Source organism: Acinetobacter sp. S54, assembly GCF_016624945.1.
Classification (GTDB): domain Bacteria; phylum Pseudomonadota; class Gammaproteobacteria; order Pseudomonadales; family Moraxellaceae; genus Acinetobacter.
This window is the reverse complement of sequence record NZ_JACVUI010000003.1, coordinates 340,483-357,967: the sequence shown is the minus strand read 5'-3', so window position 1 is coordinate 357,967 and position 17,485 is coordinate 340,483. Positions and strand designations below refer to the sequence as shown.

General features: G+C 38.2%; 17 protein-coding genes. 4 read left to right on the top strand and 13 right to left on the bottom strand.

Annotated features, from left to right (window positions below):
• Positions 1 to 23 precede the first annotated feature (23 nt).
• The 7 genes from rseP to rimO all read right to left on the bottom strand — a co-directional run bounded on the left by rseP (position 24) and on the right by rimO (position 6,924).
• Positions 24 to 1,379 carry an RIP metalloprotease RseP gene (gene rseP, locus IAE20_RS07290; protein WP_200481924.1) on the bottom strand — a complete coding sequence of 452 codons (1,356 nt, stop codon included), beginning with the start codon at positions 1,377 to 1,379 and terminating at the stop codon, positions 24 to 26.
• Between the two features lie 2 nt (positions 1,380 to 1,381).
• Positions 1,382 to 2,578, bottom strand: coding sequence for a 1-deoxy-D-xylulose-5-phosphate reductoisomerase (ispC, locus tag IAE20_RS07285; protein WP_200481925.1), 1,197 nt, complete (start codon positions 2,576 to 2,578; stop codon positions 1,382 to 1,384).
• Positions 2,579 to 3,400 carry a phosphatidate cytidylyltransferase gene (locus tag IAE20_RS07280; RefSeq protein ID WP_200460155.1) on the bottom strand — a complete coding sequence of 274 codons (822 nt, stop codon included), beginning with the start codon at positions 3,398 to 3,400 and terminating at the stop codon, positions 2,579 to 2,581.
• A 3-nt stretch (positions 3,401 to 3,403) separates the two neighbouring features.
• Entirely contained in the window at positions 3,404 to 4,153 is a 750-nt protein-coding gene (gene uppS / locus IAE20_RS07275) for a polyprenyl diphosphate synthase (protein ID WP_200460154.1), read from the bottom strand.
• Positions 4,154 to 4,157: 4 nt separating this feature from the next.
• Entirely contained in the window at positions 4,158 to 4,712 is a 555-nt protein-coding gene (gene frr / locus IAE20_RS07270; protein ID WP_200460153.1) for a ribosome recycling factor, read from the bottom strand.
• 80 nt (positions 4,713 to 4,792) lie between these two features.
• Entirely contained in the window at positions 4,793 to 5,521 is a 729-nt protein-coding gene (gene pyrH, locus IAE20_RS07265; RefSeq protein ID WP_200460152.1) for a UMP kinase, read from the bottom strand.
• Between the two features lie 59 nt (positions 5,522 to 5,580).
• Complete coding sequence (gene rimO / locus IAE20_RS07260) at positions 5,581 to 6,924, bottom strand: 30S ribosomal protein S12 methylthiotransferase RimO (protein WP_200460151.1); 1,344 nt, start codon at positions 6,922 to 6,924, stop codon at positions 5,581 to 5,583.
• A gap of 340 nt (positions 6,925 to 7,264) precedes the next feature.
• On the opposite strand from rimO, the gene glnL reads away from it, so the two are divergent.
• A complete protein-coding gene (gene glnL, locus IAE20_RS07255) occupies positions 7,265 to 8,374 on the top strand; it encodes a nitrogen regulation protein NR(II) (RefSeq protein ID WP_200460150.1) in 1,110 nt (369 codons plus the stop codon).
• Positions 8,361 to 9,836 (top strand): nitrogen regulation protein NR(I), encoded by a 1,476-nt coding sequence (glnG, locus tag IAE20_RS07250; RefSeq protein ID WP_200481926.1) that lies wholly within the window; start codon positions 8,361 to 8,363, stop codon positions 9,834 to 9,836. Before glnL ends, glnG begins: the two co-directional genes overlap by 14 nt.
• Positions 9,837 to 9,904: 68 nt before the next feature.
• Here the strand turns inward: glnG and IAE20_RS07245 are convergent, their stop codons facing one another.
• The gene (locus IAE20_RS07245; protein WP_200460148.1) at positions 9,905 to 10,252 is read right to left on the bottom strand and encodes a hypothetical protein; all 348 of its coding nucleotides are present in this window, start codon (positions 10,250 to 10,252) and stop codon (positions 9,905 to 9,907) included.
• A 261-nt stretch (positions 10,253 to 10,513) separates the two neighbouring features.
• Here IAE20_RS07245 and rbsK point away from each other — a divergent pair, with 261 nt between their 5' ends.
• Positions 10,514 to 11,452 carry a ribokinase gene (rbsK, locus tag IAE20_RS07240; protein ID WP_200481927.1) on the top strand — a complete coding sequence of 313 codons (939 nt, stop codon included), beginning with the start codon at positions 10,514 to 10,516 and terminating at the stop codon, positions 11,450 to 11,452.
• Between the two features lie 805 nt (positions 11,453 to 12,257).
• Here the strand turns inward: rbsK and IAE20_RS07235 are convergent.
• Genes IAE20_RS07235 through IAE20_RS07220 form a run of 4 tightly spaced genes read right to left on the bottom strand, consistent with a single transcriptional unit; the run spans position 12,258 to position 15,887 of the window.
• Positions 12,258 to 13,220 (bottom strand): siderophore ABC transporter substrate-binding protein, encoded by a 963-nt coding sequence (locus tag IAE20_RS07235; protein WP_200481928.1) that lies wholly within the window; start codon positions 13,218 to 13,220, stop codon positions 12,258 to 12,260.
• 9 nt (positions 13,221 to 13,229) lie between these two features.
• Positions 13,230 to 13,994, bottom strand: a complete 765-nt coding sequence (locus tag IAE20_RS07230) for an ABC transporter ATP-binding protein (RefSeq protein WP_200481929.1) — start codon at positions 13,992 to 13,994, stop codon at positions 13,230 to 13,232.
• Positions 13,979 to 14,941, bottom strand: coding sequence for an iron chelate uptake ABC transporter family permease subunit (locus IAE20_RS07225; RefSeq protein ID WP_200481930.1), 963 nt, complete (start codon positions 14,939 to 14,941; stop codon positions 13,979 to 13,981). Before IAE20_RS07225 ends, IAE20_RS07230 begins: the two co-directional genes overlap by 16 nt.
• Positions 14,934 to 15,887 carry an ABC transporter permease gene (locus IAE20_RS07220; protein WP_200481931.1) on the bottom strand — a complete coding sequence of 318 codons (954 nt, stop codon included), beginning with the start codon at positions 15,885 to 15,887 and terminating at the stop codon, positions 14,934 to 14,936. The genes IAE20_RS07225 and IAE20_RS07220 overlap by 8 nt, the downstream gene beginning before the upstream one ends.
• A gap of 395 nt (positions 15,888 to 16,282) precedes the next feature.
• Here IAE20_RS07220 and IAE20_RS07215 point away from each other — a divergent pair, with 395 nt between their 5' ends.
• Positions 16,283 to 16,768, top strand: a complete 486-nt coding sequence (locus IAE20_RS07215; RefSeq protein ID WP_200460142.1) for an Lrp/AsnC family transcriptional regulator — start codon at positions 16,283 to 16,285, stop codon at positions 16,766 to 16,768.
• A 184-nt stretch (positions 16,769 to 16,952) separates the two neighbouring features.
• Here the strand turns inward: IAE20_RS07215 and IAE20_RS07210 are convergent, their stop codons facing one another.
• Entirely contained in the window at positions 16,953 to 17,285 is a 333-nt protein-coding gene (locus tag IAE20_RS07210) for a helix-turn-helix domain-containing protein (RefSeq protein WP_200460141.1), read from the bottom strand.
• Between the last annotated feature and the right edge of the window lie 200 nt (positions 17,286 to 17,485).

The window sequence follows — 17,485 nt, the reverse complement described above, 5'->3', positions numbered from 1 at the left end:
AAGTTAATTTTTCCATCTAAACGTTATAAACGCATAAAATCATTAAAGAGAGCCAAGAGCATCATACTGCCGAGCAGTACCATACCAATTTTTAAGCCCATCATTTGTATTTGTTCGGAAACAGGTTTACCGCGAATTGCTTCGATAAAATAATAAACCAAATGTCCGCCATCCAACATAGGAATAGGTAATAAATTTAAAATTCCAAGACTTACACTCATAAGTGCCATAAATGAGATAAAAGTTTGCCATCCCATTTCAGCACTTTGTCCTGCAACTTTAGCAATAGTAATAGGACCAGATAAATTTTCGAGTCCAATTAACCCGCGAAACATTTTCACAATCGAATTCAAAATCATGCCAGAAATTTGCGTGGTTTTATCCACTGCCATAACTAAAGCTTGCGCAGGATTATACTGGATGGTCTGCTTGTATTCGGCGGGGATAGTGACTTTACCCGGATTGCTTTGAACGCCAAGCATTCCCGTTGTATTTCCCATATTGTCACGTTTACCTTGTGGCATGACGTGCAAGTGCACCACTTGCCCACCACGAAGTACATCCATATTGAGCAATTTTTCAGGAGATTTCTGTACTATATCAACAACATCAAACCAATCATTCATCTTGATACCATCAATTGAAAGGATTTGATCTCCTACTTTCATACCTTGACGAATTGCAGCGCCATCCTCACTTAACTGGTGAATCACGGCAGGCATCGCAGGGCGATAAGGCAAAAATCCAAGCACATCCAGAGCAGATTGGGACTGATCTTTTAGAAAGTCACGAATAGGCAGAGCAACACTTTTTTGAGCACCCTCACGATCCACTGTCATTTGAATCTGGCCAGTTTCACCCGCTCGATCAACCAGTGCAAAGTTTAACTTTTCCCATGTCGGCGTTTGTTTCCCATCGATCGATAGCACTTTATCGCCAGCATGCAAATCCACTTGAGCCGCTGGTGTATTCGGCAGGATTTTGCCAATACGCGTATTTAGCTGTTCTTGAGATGGGATAAATAAAATCCAGAATAATACAATCGCGAATAACAAATTAATGACAGGCCCTGCGGCTACAATCGCAATTCTTTTCCAAGGCGGTTGACGGTTAAATGCATAAGGCAAATCAGCTTCTGCTACATTTCCCTCACGCTCATCCAACATTTTGACATAACCGCCCAGTGGCAATGCTGAAAGTTGGTATTGAATACCTGATTTTTTAGAGATCCATTTGAATAAAGTCGGACCAAAACCAATCGAATAAACCAGGACCTTGACACCAAGCTTACGCGCAACCCAATAATGCCCAAATTCATGAATGGCAATAAGTGGTCCAAGCAACAGAATTGCTGCAACGATGATAAAAAGAATATTCATGTTCAGCCTCCTGCGTTAGCCACAAATTGATGCGCAACATCACGGGCTAATCGGTCTGTATCCAAAATGATTTCAATACTCTGTGCCGAACCATTTTGCACGTGATTGAGCGTATGCTCAACCACTTCTGGGATCATGGTAAATTTTATTTTCAAATTCAAAAATGCCTCAACAGCAATTTCATTTGCAGCATTCAAAATGGTAGGAGCTAAACCTCCATCACGCATAGCTTGACGTGCGAGATTTAAAGATGGAAACTTTTCAACATCCGGCTGCTGAAAGTTAAGATGTGAATGCGTAAATAAATCAAGTGCAGCAACATGTGTATCTAATCGCTCTGGCCATGCTAATGCATGAGCGATTGGCGTACACATATCAGGATTTCCCATTTGTGCCAAAGTTGAACCATCAATATATTGAACCATTGAATGAATAATACTTTGTGGATGAATTACAACTGTAACAAAATGTTCAGATATTGAAAACAAATGACACGCTTCAATAAGCTCCAAACCTTTATTCATTAAAGTGGCAGAATCAACTGAAATTTTTTGACCCATTGACCAATTTGGGTGCTTACAAGCCTGCTGTGGTGTAACCTGATGCAGTTGCTCAAGTGAATGATTTAAGAATGGGCCACCAGAAGCAGTGAGTAAAATTTGCGACACACCCAACTGAGGTTGCCCATTGCGCTGTATATTTAAGTAATTATGTGGCAATGACTGAAAAATCGCATTATGTTCAGAATCAACAGGTAGTAATAATGCTTTGTGATCACGTGCTGCCTGCATCATGATTTCACCAGACATCACTAATGCTTCTTTGTTAGCAAGCAACACCCTTTTACCTGCCTTGATAGCAGCAAGTGTAGGCAAAAGCCCCGCTGCACCAACGATGGCAGCCATTACTATATCAACTTCAGGACTTTCAGCAATCGCTATTAAGCCTTGCTCTCCAGCCAATATTTCAATATCAGAAACGTCTAGAGCAACCAACTCTGCACGAAGTTCATCCACTTTTGATGCAGGCACAACAGCAATTTTAGGCTGATATTGTTTGCATATTTGAGCCAACTCCTTAATGCGACTATAAGCCGTTGCTGCAAAAAGCGTATACTTATCGGAATGACGATCCAATATTTTTAATGTACTTTGACCAATTGAACCCGTCACACCAAATATACAAACAGATTGAGTCATTTATAGATCTACACCAATGAGCTTTAATAAATACATGCCTGCTGCAAAAATTGGAGCTGCTGCCAGTAAAGAGTCAATACGATCCAGCACTCCGCCATGACCCGGTAAAATACGCCCAGAATCTTTTATGCCTGCACGGCGTTTCACCATAGATTCAAATAAATCACCTAAAACTGAGGCAAAAACTGTAACCACAGACAGAATCAGAAATAGCAGATGTTGAGCAAAAGTCAAACTTAGATAATTAACCTGCACCACTACAATAATAATGATGGCTAACCCTACGCCACCAATTAATCCTTCAACAGATTTATTTGGGCTTACTGTAGGGGCAAGTTTATTTTGACCAAATTTGCGTCCAACAAAATAAGCACCAGAATCCGCCCCCCAAACAAGCAGAAACAAATACATCAACCACCATGGAGAACTTTGCCAAACTTCAAAGATCGCTGTAACTGCCGCACTTACGAGTATCACGCCAATAACATAAAGCGTACTGTTATACCAACCATCATATTCAGGATAAGATTTAACCCAAAAGCTACTCACCAGCCATGTCAGAATAGATGCACACCATAACAGAATTGCAATTTCATTATAATAAAGTGCTAATGCAGATAGCAGTGAAACAACAAGCCCATACGCCCATGCATTCGGTTTAAATAACGCCACATCTCTTGGCATTAATTTAAACCATTCGTAGCCAGCCACCCCAGCCGCTACAATCATTAACCCAAACATTGGATAGTGTGAACTGGTAGCAAACATACAAGTGAGTACCACGGCTACCAATACCAATGCGGTAATTATCCGCTCTAACATTTATTAATTCTCAATTTTCTCTTGGTGGATTTGTTCAGAAGTCTTACCAAAACGTCGTTCGCGTCCTGCAAACACATCCAAAGCACGATCAAATTCTTTTACAGAAAACTCCGGCCATAGCGTTTCAGTAAAATAAAATTCGGCATAAGCAGCCTGCCAAAGCAGGAAATTAGACAAGCGATAATCACCACCTGTACGAATAAGCAAATCAACAGCAGGTAAATTGTTTAGACTAATTCGCCGATTAAAAAGCTGAGTATCTATTTGCTCAACATCCAATACCCCTGCTTTTACATCCAGCGCAATTTGTTTTGCAGTTTGCGCAATATCCCACATACCCCCATAACTAATGGCGATAGTTAAAGTCATGCTGTCAAAACTAGCAGTCTGCTGTTCAGCATGCAACATCAATTCTTTTAAATGTGGAGATAAGCGAGATCTGTCACCAATGAATTGCAGGGCAATATTGAATTTTTCCATTCGTGGTAACTGTTCATGAATTGTCTCTTCGAGCAATTTCATCAATAAATCGACTTCAAATTGCGGACGATTCCAGTTTTCACTAGAAAAGGCAAATACGGTTAATGCCTGAATACCTTTACTTCGACAGTGCTCAACAATTGGATCTAGACTGTTCTTTCCTTCACGATGCCCATCTCCTTTTTGCATTTGATTTTTTTTAGCAAAACGGTTGTTGCCATCCATAATGATGGCAACATGTTTTGGAAGATGAAGCTCTTCTGAAGCGGTCATAAAATCAGACCTTCATCAATTCAGCTTCTTTTGCTGCCAAGCGTTTATCAACTTCAGCAACATATTTATCGGTAATTTTCTGAATATCATCACCTGCACGGCGTTCATCATCTTCAGAAATTTCTTTATCTTTTAAAAGTGATTTGATATCGCCCAATACATCACGACGAATATTACGAATTGCAACTTTGGCATTTTCAGCTTCTGAACGTGCAACTTTTTGCATATCACGACGAGTTTCTTCAGTAAGTGCTGGTAAAGGCACACGGATTGCATCTGCTGTGATTGGGTTTAAACCTAAATCACTTTCGCGAATTGCTTTATCGATCGCTGAAACCATCGTACGTTCAAATGGTTGCACAACCAATGTCCGCGAGTCTTCAATACCTACGTTGGCTACCTGATTTAATGGCACATCAGATCCATAGTAAGAAACCATTACACCGTTTAGAATGGATGGATGAGCACGTCCGGTACGAACTTTTGCAAAACCCTGCTCAAGTGACTCAAGGGTTTTTTGCATGCGTTGTTCGCTGTCTTGTTTGAGATCGTTAATCATATGATCTTCCTTACTTATTCATTCAAGGTGTAATTGCTAAATTAGTCGAGTAGTATAAAGAGCTTTCTACGTCACGTACATTATTTCGTAACGTGAGTCCCTTCTTTTTCACCCATCACGACAGATAATAGTGCGCCAGCTTTATTCATATCAAAGACTTGAAGCGGTACGTTATGATCACGGCATAAACAGATTGCGGTTAAATCCATCACACCCAGCTTTTCATCCAATACCTGATCGAATGTTAAATGATCATACTTAACCGCATCGTCGTATTTACTTGGATCTTTATTATATACGCCATCAACTTTAGTCGCTTTTAAAATTAGGTTGGCTTCAATTTCGATACCACGCAAACACGCCGCTGTATCTGTAGTAAAGAATGGATTGCCCGTACCAGCAACAAATACACAAACCTCACCCTGACTCAAGTGACGAATGGCATCACGGCTTGAGTAAGATTCAACCACCGTACCAATTGGAAGCGCAGACATAAGACGAGTTTTGATGTTACGACGCACTAGAGCATCACGCAGTGCAAGACCATTCATAACAGTTGCCAACATACCCATTTGGTCACCAGTTACGCGCCCAACCAACCCATCTTTTTGCAGTTGACTACCACGATACAGGTTTCCACCACCAACAACGATACCCACCTGAACGCCCAATCCAACCAGATGAGCAATGGACAATGACATTTGATCAAGCACTTGTGCATCGATCCCCATGTCTTTATTGCCCGACAATGCCTCACCAGAAAGTTTGAGTAGAATACGTGAGTAACGGGGGCTGTTAGAATCCGCCATGGTAAGCTCCAAAAAACAATGTGTAAAAAATAAATTTTGTTCGTTGCAACATAAAAGCATCAAGCTGATTTAATTGTAATCAACTTGGCAAATAAATCGTATTCATCTGCATCGGTAATTTCGACTTCAAGTAAATCACCTGCCTGAATTTTTGATTTATCAATATCTTCGACAAAGACATTACCATCAATTTCAGGCGCATCAGCATAAGAACGCGCTACTGCAACTGGATACTCATCTTCGAGACTATCCACTAAAACAGTCATGGTTTGACCAATGCGCTTTTGCAGTTTAGCCGCAGAAATTGCCTGCTGAACCTGCATAAATCTTTCATAACGCTCCTGCTTGATCTCTTCAGGCACATGATCCGGCAAGTCATTGGCTGTTGCACCCTCAACTGGCGAATAAGTAAAACAACCCACTCGATCAAGCTGCGCTTCTTGCAACCAGTCTAGAAGAATCTGAAAGTCTTCTTCTGTTTCACCAGGAAAGCCAACAACAAATGTAGAACGAATAACTAAATCTGGACATTTTTCCCGCCATGTTTTTAGGCGATCAAGCGTATTTTCACTATGAGCTGGTCGCTTCATCAATTTTAAGACGCGCGGACTGGCATGCTGAAAAGGAATATCAAGATAAGGAAGAATTTTGCCTTGTGCCATCAAATCGATTACGGCATCGACATGAGGATAAGGGTAAACATAATGCAAACGCACCCAGATACCAAGTTGACCAAGGGCTTCACACATATCATAAAATTTAGTTTTTACAGGCTGACCATTCCAGAAGTCCAACTTGTATTTGGTATCAACGCCATAAGCTGAGGTATCCTGAGAAATGACCAACACTTCTTTTACACCAGCACGTTTAAGCGCAGCCGCTTCTTCAAGCACTGAACCGACTGGACGGGAAACGAGATCACCACGCATGCTTGGAATGATGCAGAATGTACAGCGATGGTTACAACCTTCAGAAATTTTTAGGTAAGCATAATGCTTAGGTGTCAAACGAATACCTTGTTCAGGCACTAGATCAACAAAAGGATTATGTTGAGGTGGCGCAGGGACATATTCATGTACAGCTTCCATCACATCTTGATAGGCCGCTGCACCCGTGACCTTTAAAACATTAGGATGCATTTGACGAATTTTGTCTTCATCTTTTCCTAAACATCCAGTCACAATGACACGACCATTTTCACTCATGGCTTCGCCAATCGCGTCTAATGATTCTTGTACCGCAGATTCAATAAAACCGCAGGTATTTACTACAACCAAATCAGCACCATCATAATCTGATGCGACCTGATAACCTTCAGTACGTAACTGAGTTAAAATTCGTTCAGAATCTACCAATGCCTTAGGACAACCTAAAGATACAAAACCGACTTTGGGGGACTTCATGAATCTGCACTCCACTAGAATCCGCGTATTGTATGACGTTTCTAGCAATAAAAACAGGTGGAATATGAACAGTTCGTTTAATGCACCAAAATACAACCAATATTTTTATTAAAAACAACTATTGCACCATTATGATTCAATTTAAGATGTTATCTCATAAAGCTTGTTTTTAAATCGATCACAATTCATCTATTTTGCTCATTTTTAATACAGACTTAGAACCAAGGTGTTTTCTACCCAAAGTTGGCGTGTATTTTGCTTAACTTATGTCCCATTACAGGGAAAAACTGGATTAAATGAAAATGTCATTGCGCTATTTTAAGACAGGAAACATTTTCTAATGGATCAAAGAGAGACCATTGACTATCGACTTTTAGTCGATAACTTAACCACTGCGATATTATTGGTCGATAGTGACCTGAATATTTTTTATCTCAATTCTTCATGCGAAGCGTTGTTTGATATTAGTTTACTTCGTGCCTCAGGTTTACCTGTGCTCAATCTTTTGCACTCGCCCGATGACACCTTCAACACCCATGAAGCACTTTTAAATACACTTCACTCAGGTCAACATTACACACGCCGTGAAGCCACCATTAATGTTAATTTTAAAGATATACACGTTGATTATTCTGTTTCAGCCTTAAATACAGGCAAAAATTATCATCCTTTATTATTGATAGAGCTTAATCCAATTGATCGGATGCTCAAAATCTCTAAAGAAGAAAATTTGATTCAACAACATCAAGTGGCACGCCAGTTAATTCGTGGAGTTGCCCATGAAGTTAAAAATCCGTTAGGTGGTATCCGCGGTGCAACTCAATTACTGGCACGTAGTTTAAAAGATCCTAAATATACAGAATTTACCGATGTCATTATTAATGAAGTTGATCGTTTAAGAAATCTTGCAGATACCATGCTTGGTTCGCGTCAGTTGCCAAGTTATGAAGATGTCAATGTGCATGAACCACTAGAACGAGTACGCTCTCTTATTGTGAATCAAACCAAGAAGAAAATTAAAATTACTCGTGACTATGATTTGTCATTGCCTGATGTCAAAGCAGATCGTGATCAACTCATTCAAGTTATGCTGAATATTAGCGTCAATGCCATTCAGGCAATGACAGAAAATAAAGAGTTTTTTGTTGATCATGAGCCTGAGCTAATCTTAAGAACCCGTATTCAACGCCTTGTAACAATTAATGGTTTATTAAATCGATCTGCTGTACGCATTGATATTGAAGATAATGGTCCAGGCGTACCACAAGAGATTTTAGAGTCCGTTTTTTATCCTTTAGTTACAGGACGAGCCAAAGGAACAGGACTTGGTTTAAGTATTGCACAAAATATTATGCATCAACATAACGGAATGATCGAATGTCAGTCCGTCGCTGGAAAAACAACATTTAGCTTATATTTACCTTGGGAGTCAGACCGTGTCGCGAAATAAAATATGGGTAATTGATGATGACCGCGCCATGCGCTGGGTATTAGAAAAAACATTCAAAGAAGAAGGCTTTGATGTAACTAGTTTTGAAGAAGCTCAAACCGCTTTGGATCAACTTTCCAGCGATGCGCCAGAAGTGATTCTGACCGACATCCGTATGCCGGGTATCGATGGTCTCACTTTTTTAGGTAAAGTAAAAAATAATTATCCTGATTTACCCGTCATTATTATGACAGCACATTCAGATCTGGAATCAGCAGTATCAAGCTATCAGACCGGTGCTTTTGAATATTTACCTAAACCTTTTGATATTGATGAAGCCTTAGCACTGGTTCATCGGGCAATTTTGCATATCAATAAATTACAGCAACAAGAAGCTGCAAAAACAACGGCTCCAGTTCAATCAACTGAAATTATTGGTGAATCCCCTGCCATGCAGGAAGTTTTCCGTGCCATTGGACGATTATCACAATCACACATTACGGTATTAATTAACGGTGAATCTGGTACAGGTAAAGAGCTGGTCGCTCATGCGCTACACAAACATTCACCACGTAGCAGTAAACCTTTTATTGCACTAAATATGGCTGCGATTCCAAAAGACTTGATTGAAACAGAGCTTTTTGGCCATGAAAAAGGGGCTTTTACAGGAGCCAATACTCAACGTCAGGGCCGTTTTGAACAAGCCAATGGTGGCACACTATTTTTAGATGAAATTGGTGATATGCCTTTTGAAACCCAAACCCGATTGCTACGTGTGTTAGCCGATGGTGAGTTTTATCGTGTAGGCGGACATATTCCTGTACGAGTTGATGTGCGTATTGTCGCAGCGACCCATCAAGACCTAGAAAAATTGGTGAATGAAGGGCGCTTCCGGGAAGACTTATATCATCGTTTAAATGTTATTCGCATTCACATTCCAAAACTTGCACACCGTAGCGAAGACATTCCGATGCTGGCACAACACTTTTTAGCCCGTGCAGGCAAAGAATTAGGAGTCAGCCCCAAAATTCTACGTCCAGAAACCACAGATTATATGCAGCAATTACCGTGGCCTGGGAATGTTCGTCAACTTGAAAATACCTGCCGCTGGTTAACTGTCATGATCACGGGTCGCGATGTTTATCCAGAAGATCTACCTTCCGAGCTGAAACAAATTCCTATTCAAAAATCGGGGGAACAAACATCAACACCAACGGGCGTTGATCGCATTTCATTACATCATTGGGATGAATTACTAGGCCAATGGGCAATTCAAAAATTAAAAAATGGTGAAATGAAAATTCTGGATATGGCCACCCCCATGTTTGAGCGAACTTTAATTAATGCAGCCCTACAACAAACCCGTGGTCGTAAACGCCATGCAGCCGAACTATTGGGTTGGGGACGTAACACGCTTACACGCAAGCTCAAAGAGCTAGGTATTGCCGCTGAAGATGATACCGAAGAAGAAGCAGAAATATAAACCGCTTTATTAAAATACAATCAAGGGCAGCTAAATAGCTGCCCTTGATTGTGCGAGAAAATATTTCATCAAGCAACTTTAGGATACTGAATCGATTTACCCGCAACTAATTCTGTAACTGCATTACCATTGAAATCAAGTTCAAGAATATGATTTTCAGCAGAAATACGGTATTTTGAGATAAGTGGCTGTGATCCATATGCTGTTTCAATCACATATTCATCCACAATATTCATAATACCTTCTAGGTTGGTACTGGTTGAGGCAAAATCATGCTCGAATAAATCATAAATTTCATTTAAGTTGAATGTATCACGTAAAAGAGCAGGATGTTTTTTTACCTCATTCTCCAAAAAAGATACAAGTCTATGCGCAAAAAAATAATAATTTGGTTTATGAGTATATTCTAAATTCATCTTCTTCCACTCCTGAGAACATCATTCATTTTTATGTCACCATTTAGTTTTAAGAATTTAAGCTTAATTTTTTCTTAACAAAAATGATTTAAAATACAAATTCTCACAATGCGAAAAACCAATACATTTAAACCAACTATTTTAGTTGGATTAAAATCTTTAGAAAACAGCAAGATAATTTTTCTCTTACACATTTGTAATGTAAGGAATAAATTAGGCTCGTTACAATTAAGCAATAAATCTCAAAAGCGATTGTCCAAAATGAAAAATAGTTTTTTTGATATGGTGATTTTAGGCAGCGCAAATGTTGATCATATTTTAAACGTTAAGGATTTTCCCACCTCTGGACAGACGATTACAGGAGCAAATTATAAAATTGCTTTTGGTGGAAAAGGCGCTAATCAGGCAGTGGCTGCTGGACGCAGTGGAGCTAATGTTGCTTTTATTGCCCGTGTCGGGGATGACGAGGCAGGCAACCATATTAAAACTCAACTAGAAAAAGATCATGTCAATACACAGGCAGTTCAAAGCACAACCAACCAAAATACTGGAGTCGCATTAATCTTTGTAGATCAGCATGCAGATAATTTCATTGGTATTCATGCTGGAGCCAACGCCGCCTTAAATGTTGAATATGTTAAACAATTTTCAAACCTAATTCAAAATGCCAAGTTATTATTATTGCAGCTTGAAACACCTTTGGACAGCATCATGACTGCTGCAAATATTGCCCATGACGCTGGAGTAAAAATTATTTTAAACCCTGCGCCAGCGCAGCCATTATCCCCAGACCTTTTAAAAATTATCGATTTCATCACTCCGAATGAAACTGAAGCAGAAATTTTAACAGGCATTAAAATTCAGAATCTGAGTGATGTGCAAAAGGCAGCGCAAATTCTTCATGGGTATGGCATAAAAACAGTGGTGATCACGCTAGGAGCTCAAGGAGTTTGGTTAAGTGAAATTGATCAAGGGCAACTCATCCCTGCTTTTGCAGTGGATGCAATAGATTCAATTGCAGCTGGAGATACCTTTAATGGAGCTTTTGCGACCGCTTTGCTTGAAGGCAAATCAAACAAGGACGCAGCCCAATTTGCCAATGCAGCAGCAGCGATTACTGTAACGCGATATGGTGCACAATCCTCTATTCCATATCGCACTGAAATTGAAACCTTATTAAACGAAAAACTAAAAATATAGAAATAGCACAGTTTGGTTTTAATACTAGTTGAACAGAAATTAAGCTGCTTGGTATCTTTAGCAGCCTTGATGTCTAGTTCATTGTTAAAGTCATTTTCAATACAATCAATCTTGTTTTTTTACTTCAATGTTCTTGGATTTAATTTATACATATGACCAATGCTTGGCCATCAGCAATGACTACACTCCGATAACCATCAAGATAATTAATTGGCTTAAATTTGGCAGGATCGGAATTAATTTAAAATATAGCTTCACATTTATGCATATTTACCTCAAAATATTGCTTAAGAATTACTAAACACATTTAAGAATACTTAACGTAGAAGCGTAAAAAACGGGAATCGTTCAGTGCCAAGTGATATTACTTTTGTATTAGCGGCAATCTTAATTCTTCTTTTAATTTTGTATTACATACAAAAAAGCAAATAAAACCAATAATGTAGTGTTTATTTCACAAAATAATAGACAGAACTTTCTAGATATTTGTTTACCAATCGTTCAAAAACCTATTTAATATAAGTGAATTAGAAAAATTATTTCATTTTCATCATTGGATTCCCTCATGACTATATCTGTCAATATTTTATTAGTGCTCATATTTATAGTTGTCTTTCTATATATTATTAAGAATCATTAATTGATATTTTTTACAGCATCAAATATATCATTTGCTTCTAGCATCTGGTATCTAAATCCGACCTCCTCTCTATCCAAATGTTTCCACCACTGAAAAACAATCAATGACAAGCCATAAAATGGTGAAACAAAAACGCAGATTATACTGCGTTTTAAGTATATCAATTTAGTCATTTACAGCATTTGAAACCTCTTTAACCATTGCTTTCATGCCGCCCAAACCATTATTCATCAGATACCAGTTACTAGAATCCAAATACACAATATGACCATTTTGAGCAGCTTTGGTCTTATTAATAATAGCATTACTTAAGACCTGCTTGGCACCATCTTTTTTCTCGCTAATAGCAGCACCACGATCAATCACAAAAATATAATCGGGATTTTTTTGGGCGATAAATTCATATGAAATCGCCATACCATGTAAACCCACTTTTATAGAGGGATCGACTGGCGTGAAACCATATAGATCATGAATATTACCAAAGCGAGAACCCGCACCATAAGCAGCAATTTTGCTATTATTAACCATAATGATCAATGCCGTCTTTCCTTGGGTTCTTTCTTTTAAAGTAGCAATATCAGACTCAAGCGTTTGTAATTGTTGTTCAGCTTCAGCTTTCTTGCCCACCATTTCAGCGATATTTAAAGTTTGCTGCTTAAATGAGTTAAATTGATCATTATAATCAACATCTACAAAGTACGTTGGAGCAATAGTTTTAATTTCGTTGATCACATTTTCCATACGACCGCTCATCAAAACCAATTGAGGCTGACTAGCGGCCACACGTTCTAAATTTGGATCCTTCACGGTGCCAACATCTATATATTTTGAATCATTAAAATTTCTTAAAACGTGAGGTAAAGGCGTTCCTTTAGGCAAAGCGACTACTTTATCATCCGCCCCAAGTTCATGAATGGTATTTAAAGCATTCGTATCCAATACCGCAATTCGGGAAACATTTGCAGGAATTGTAATATCTCCCGCTTTACTACTAAATGTTAAAATATCATTGGTTGCATTCTTTGCAGTATTGCCCTGCTCCGATTGTGTAGATGTGTTTGAATTACTGCAACCCACAAATATTAATGTGAATAGTGTTGCAATGAACGTTTTCTTAAGCAACATAGCCCTCTCCTAACTAATAAAATAAAGTCCTAATTTATGGCGATCCACCTCCTGAATCGGAATATGGAAATCAAAAATTTTCTCTAAAATCGCTTCATTCATAATTTGCTGTGGTGAACCCACATAGGCGAGCCGTCCATGTTTCATCGCAATAATCTGATCTGCATACACAGACGCAAAGTTGATATCATGGATTACTACGATAATAGATTTATCATGATTGACTGACAGATCTTTCAAAACACGCATAATTTGTGCGGAATGCTTCATATCTAAATTATTTAGAGGCTCATCAAGCAAGATATAATCGGTGTCTTGAGCCAAAACCATTGCAATATAAGCACGCTGACGTTGTCCACCCGATAACTCATTTAACTGCCCATGACGTAAATCTTTCAGATCCATATAATTGATAGAACGATCAATAATGCGATGATCCTCAGAAGTTAAACGTCCTTGTGAATATGGAAATCGACCAAAAGCTACCAAATCTTCAATCGTTAAACGCAATTCGGTATGATTGGATTGTTTTAAAATTGCCATTTTTTTAGCAATTTCAGCACTTTTCATGGCATACATATCCAGACCATCAAGAAAAACCTGCCCTGAATCGGGTTGAGCTAAACGACTTATCATGCTAAGGATCGTACTTTTGCCCGCACCATTAGGACCAATAAATGCAGTAAATTGACCTTTGGCAATGCTTAAAGAAACGTCATCTACCACTTTCTGACTGTGATAACTTTTACTTAAATGTTTTAACTCAATTGCCACTTTTTATTTTCCTTTAACAAAATCCAGAAGAAATAAACTCCCCCAACAAAGTTGATAATCACACTTAGCGTTGTTTTGTTATTCAAAATATGTAGCACCACAAATTGCCCAACAATAAGAGACAAAATACTGACTAAAATAATGCCTACCAATAAAATGTGGTGGCGATGAGTTTTAAACAATTCCAACGTGATATTAAGAACCAATAGTCCCAAAAACATCATTGGACCAGCCAATGCGGTAGCCGATGCCAGTGCCAATACCACTAAAATTAAAAGCGTTCGACTGGTCTTATCATAGTCCAGCCCAAGATTAAGAGCATGTTCACGACCTAAAGCCATCACATCAAGTTGGTTATGATTTTTAAGTGCATAAATAAGAATAGGTACAACTGTTATTAAAGCCAGAATAACAATTTCGATTTTTACAATATTAAAGCTTGCAAAACCTGCATAGGCTGCAATCTGAAATTCATCAGGATCAAGCAAAACCTGCAGAAAAGTCGCCATGCTGTCAAATAAAGTGGCACAAATTAGCCCGACCAATAACAGAAAATAAATATTCTGCTCTGCCACTTTTTTAAAAATAAAACGATATAAAAGCAGTGCAAAGCCCAACATCAATCCCAAACTAATCACATAATCCATGACAAAATTCATGGAAAGTAAGGTACTAGCGCCAAAGAAATAAATAATCAGTGTTTTAGAAAGCTCATATAACTTATCTAAACCCAATGCCTGTGGAGTGACCACACGATTATTAACAATACAATGAAAAACTAAAGTTGAGATTCCGACAGCAACACCCGCAACAAGAATAGCTGCTACCGTTTTTAAACGCAGGTTGACTGCAAATTGCCAGCCTACACCCAGCCCCCAACCCAAATAAAAAATAATAGAGACAAGCGTAATGGCAGAAAGAATTAATAACTTGGTTCGATTATGCATAGAGATATCTCCTGAGCAAAAGCCACAAGAAAATTACACTACCCAAGACTCCCATAATGAGACTGACCGAGACCTCATAAGGAAAAATAACCACTCGACCAAATACATCACACAGCAACACCAGAATTGCCCCTAACAATGCAGTATGTGACAAGGTTTTACGAATATTGTCCCCCAAATACAGGCTCACCAGATTAGGGACAATCAAGCCTAAAAAAGGGATCGCACCTACGGTTACAATCACCACTCCTGTAATTACAGACACCAAAATCAAACCAACAAACATGGTATGCTTGTAATTTAGTCCTAAATTAGTCGCAAAATCTTCACCCAGACCTGCCAACACAAACCGATTCGCAAATACATAGATAAGTAGTAAAACAGGTAAACTGAGATAAATGAGTTCGTATTGACCATTTAAAATGGTGGAAAAATCTCCCTGCAACCACCCAGCCAAACTTTGCAACAAATCCATTTGCAATGCGATAAAAGTGGTAAATGCAGAAATAATGCTACCAAAAATCATACCAACCAAAGGCACAAATACCGTATCACGATGTTTTAAGGTCGCCAGAATGCTCATAAATGCCATTGCACCGATCAAGGTCACAACAATGGCAAAACCCGTTCTCATAAAAATAGAAGCACTGGGCAATAGAATAATTGAAACAAGCACCCCCAATCTTGCACAATCATAAAGACCTGCTGTGGTCGGTGAAACAAAGCGATTACGGCTTAAAGACTGCATAATCAGGCCACAAACACTCAGACCTGTACCCGCAACAATAATGGCCATCAAACGCGGCAAACGGCTGGTCCAAAATAATTGCCAATCCTGCGAATTGCCAGCCATTAGACCAGAGAAACTCACATCACCCACTCCAACAAATAATGAAGTGAATGCAAGCAAAATTAGGAGGAGAAAAAGATAGCGCCGCTTAATCATAGCGAATAAAAATAAAATTCATATAAAACTTAAAAAAAGCTTAAAACATTAAAATAAATTATCATAAATGAGAAGATTTATCATTCCGCATTTATTTAAAAAGTTAGCTAATTTTAAAATAATTTATTTCTTTCATATGCTTACAACAATTTCAACAAAAATTTGTTTTGTTTAGCTTTGTAAATAAAAATGCCGCAAGCATATTTAAAGGCACCCTTCCTTCATATATGCTCCCGGCATCATCAAAGCCACCACCCTAATGTCTTTGATTTATAAAATTATTTTATCTTGAATAAATAAGAATTTTTTACTTAATTTTTTTAAATTACCCATGCTTTTGGTATAATATTCCGATATATTCATTATTTACAGAATATTTTCCTTTGGTTTAAGTTTTGAACAGTACAGAATACATACTAGATCGTATTGATCGGAAAATTTTATCTGCCTTACGTCAAAATGGTAGATTGACCATTGCTCAACTCTCAGAACAAGTCGGCTTATCTTCATCGCCTTGTTGGACGCGTTTGAAGCGTCTAGAAACCTTAAAAATTATTGATGGATATACCGCCAACATCAATCCCAAAGCAATTGGGATTAAGGATTTATTTTTTATTGAAATTACACTTGAACGTCATGACGACGAAATGCTAGAAAATTTTAGTCAGGCGCTTGCGGATATTCCCGAAGTCATTGAAGCGCATTTGGTGACAGGTGAATATGATTATCTGGTCAAAGTTGCCGTAAAAGATGCTGAACATTACGAGCGTTTTTTAAGAAAAAAACTTTACTCAATCAAAGGAATCCGTCATACACGCTCTACGTTTGCTTTGCGTCCTCTGAAATCAGCAAATTCGGCTGATTTGATGTTGATTGAATAAGTTTAAGATATTTACTGCAACTCAACCCAAGTTATGGTTTAATACGCTCAGTTTGAGATGAGCCTCATACAGTATATGGCTTGATTCATATACGACTAGCCCCGCAATGCGGGGCTTTTTAATATCTATGTTAAAAAATAATAAATACTTTTAAAATCAAATATTTCTATTCATTCTACAGCACTTAACACTTGGATTGAATCAAAGTATAGATTAATTGTTTTAGTTGATTTTGCAAATCAGGAGAAAGCTGAATAAATAATGCATCTATAGGCATATGCTGCCAATCTTGGGTTAATTCCTCATTCTCATCTAAGTATTCCGCTAATAAAAAAATTTGAGCAACGGAACAACCAAAAGCTTCTGCTAAATATTGAAGTATTGCAGGACTGTATCCTTGATTTCCATTTTCAAGATTTGAAATATTACTTTTTGAAGTATGTGAAAAGTCTGCAAGCTGTTGTTGAGTCCAACCCTGCTTTTTTCTTAAATACCGTATTGCATGACCTATATCCATTAATTGATACTATCGGGATATAAGCAAATGCGTGTATTTTCGTACAATACTAAAAACAAAAAAAATATTGTTTAGCAAAACAATAGTTTTGTATTACAATACTTAAATGATAAATAATAGAATTGAAATGAGTAATTTAAGTGTGTATACCACCCGACTAAATAGCAGAATACGGAATGAACTTGCAAAAATGCTAAACA

Bases quoted from the DNA above. Each gene is read 5' to 3' on its own strand.
- rbsK (WP_200481927.1), top strand. From the start codon at position 10,514: ATGAAAAATAGTTTTTTTGATATGGTGATTTTAGGCAGCGCAAATGTT.
- IAE20_RS07245 (WP_200460148.1), bottom strand. From the start codon at position 10,252: ATGAATTTAGAATATACTCATAAACCAAATTATTATTTTTTTGCGCAT.
- IAE20_RS07235 (WP_200481928.1), bottom strand. From the start codon at position 13,220: ATGTTGCTTAAGAAAACGTTCATTGCAACACTATTCACATTAATATTT.
- rimO (WP_200460151.1), bottom strand. From the start codon at position 6,924: ATGAAGTCCCCCAAAGTCGGTTTTGTATCTTTAGGTTGTCCTAAGGCA.
- IAE20_RS07210 (WP_200460141.1), bottom strand. From the start codon at position 17,285: ATGGATATAGGTCATGCAATACGGTATTTAAGAAAAAAGCAGGGTTGG.
- uppS (WP_200460154.1), bottom strand. From the start codon at position 4,153: ATGACCGCTTCAGAAGAGCTTCATCTTCCAAAACATGTTGCCATCATT.
- pyrH (WP_200460152.1), bottom strand. From the start codon at position 5,521: ATGGCGGATTCTAACAGCCCCCGTTACTCACGTATTCTACTCAAACTT.
- rseP (WP_200481924.1), bottom strand. From the start codon at position 1,379: ATGAATATTCTTTTTATCATCGTTGCAGCAATTCTGTTGCTTGGACCA.
- IAE20_RS07225 (WP_200481930.1), bottom strand. From the start codon at position 14,941: ATGCATAATCGAACCAAGTTATTAATTCTTTCTGCCATTACGCTTGTC.
- ispC (WP_200481925.1), bottom strand. From the start codon at position 2,578: ATGACTCAATCTGTTTGTATATTTGGTGTGACGGGTTCAATTGGTCAA.
- IAE20_RS07220 (WP_200481931.1), bottom strand. From the start codon at position 15,887: ATGATTAAGCGGCGCTATCTTTTTCTCCTCCTAATTTTGCTTGCATTC.
- IAE20_RS07280 (WP_200460155.1), bottom strand. From the start codon at position 3,400: ATGTTAGAGCGGATAATTACCGCATTGGTATTGGTAGCCGTGGTACTC.
- frr (WP_200460153.1), bottom strand. From the start codon at position 4,712: ATGATTAACGATCTCAAACAAGACAGCGAACAACGCATGCAAAAAACC.
- glnL (WP_200460150.1), top strand. From the start codon at position 7,265: ATGGATCAAAGAGAGACCATTGACTATCGACTTTTAGTCGATAACTTA.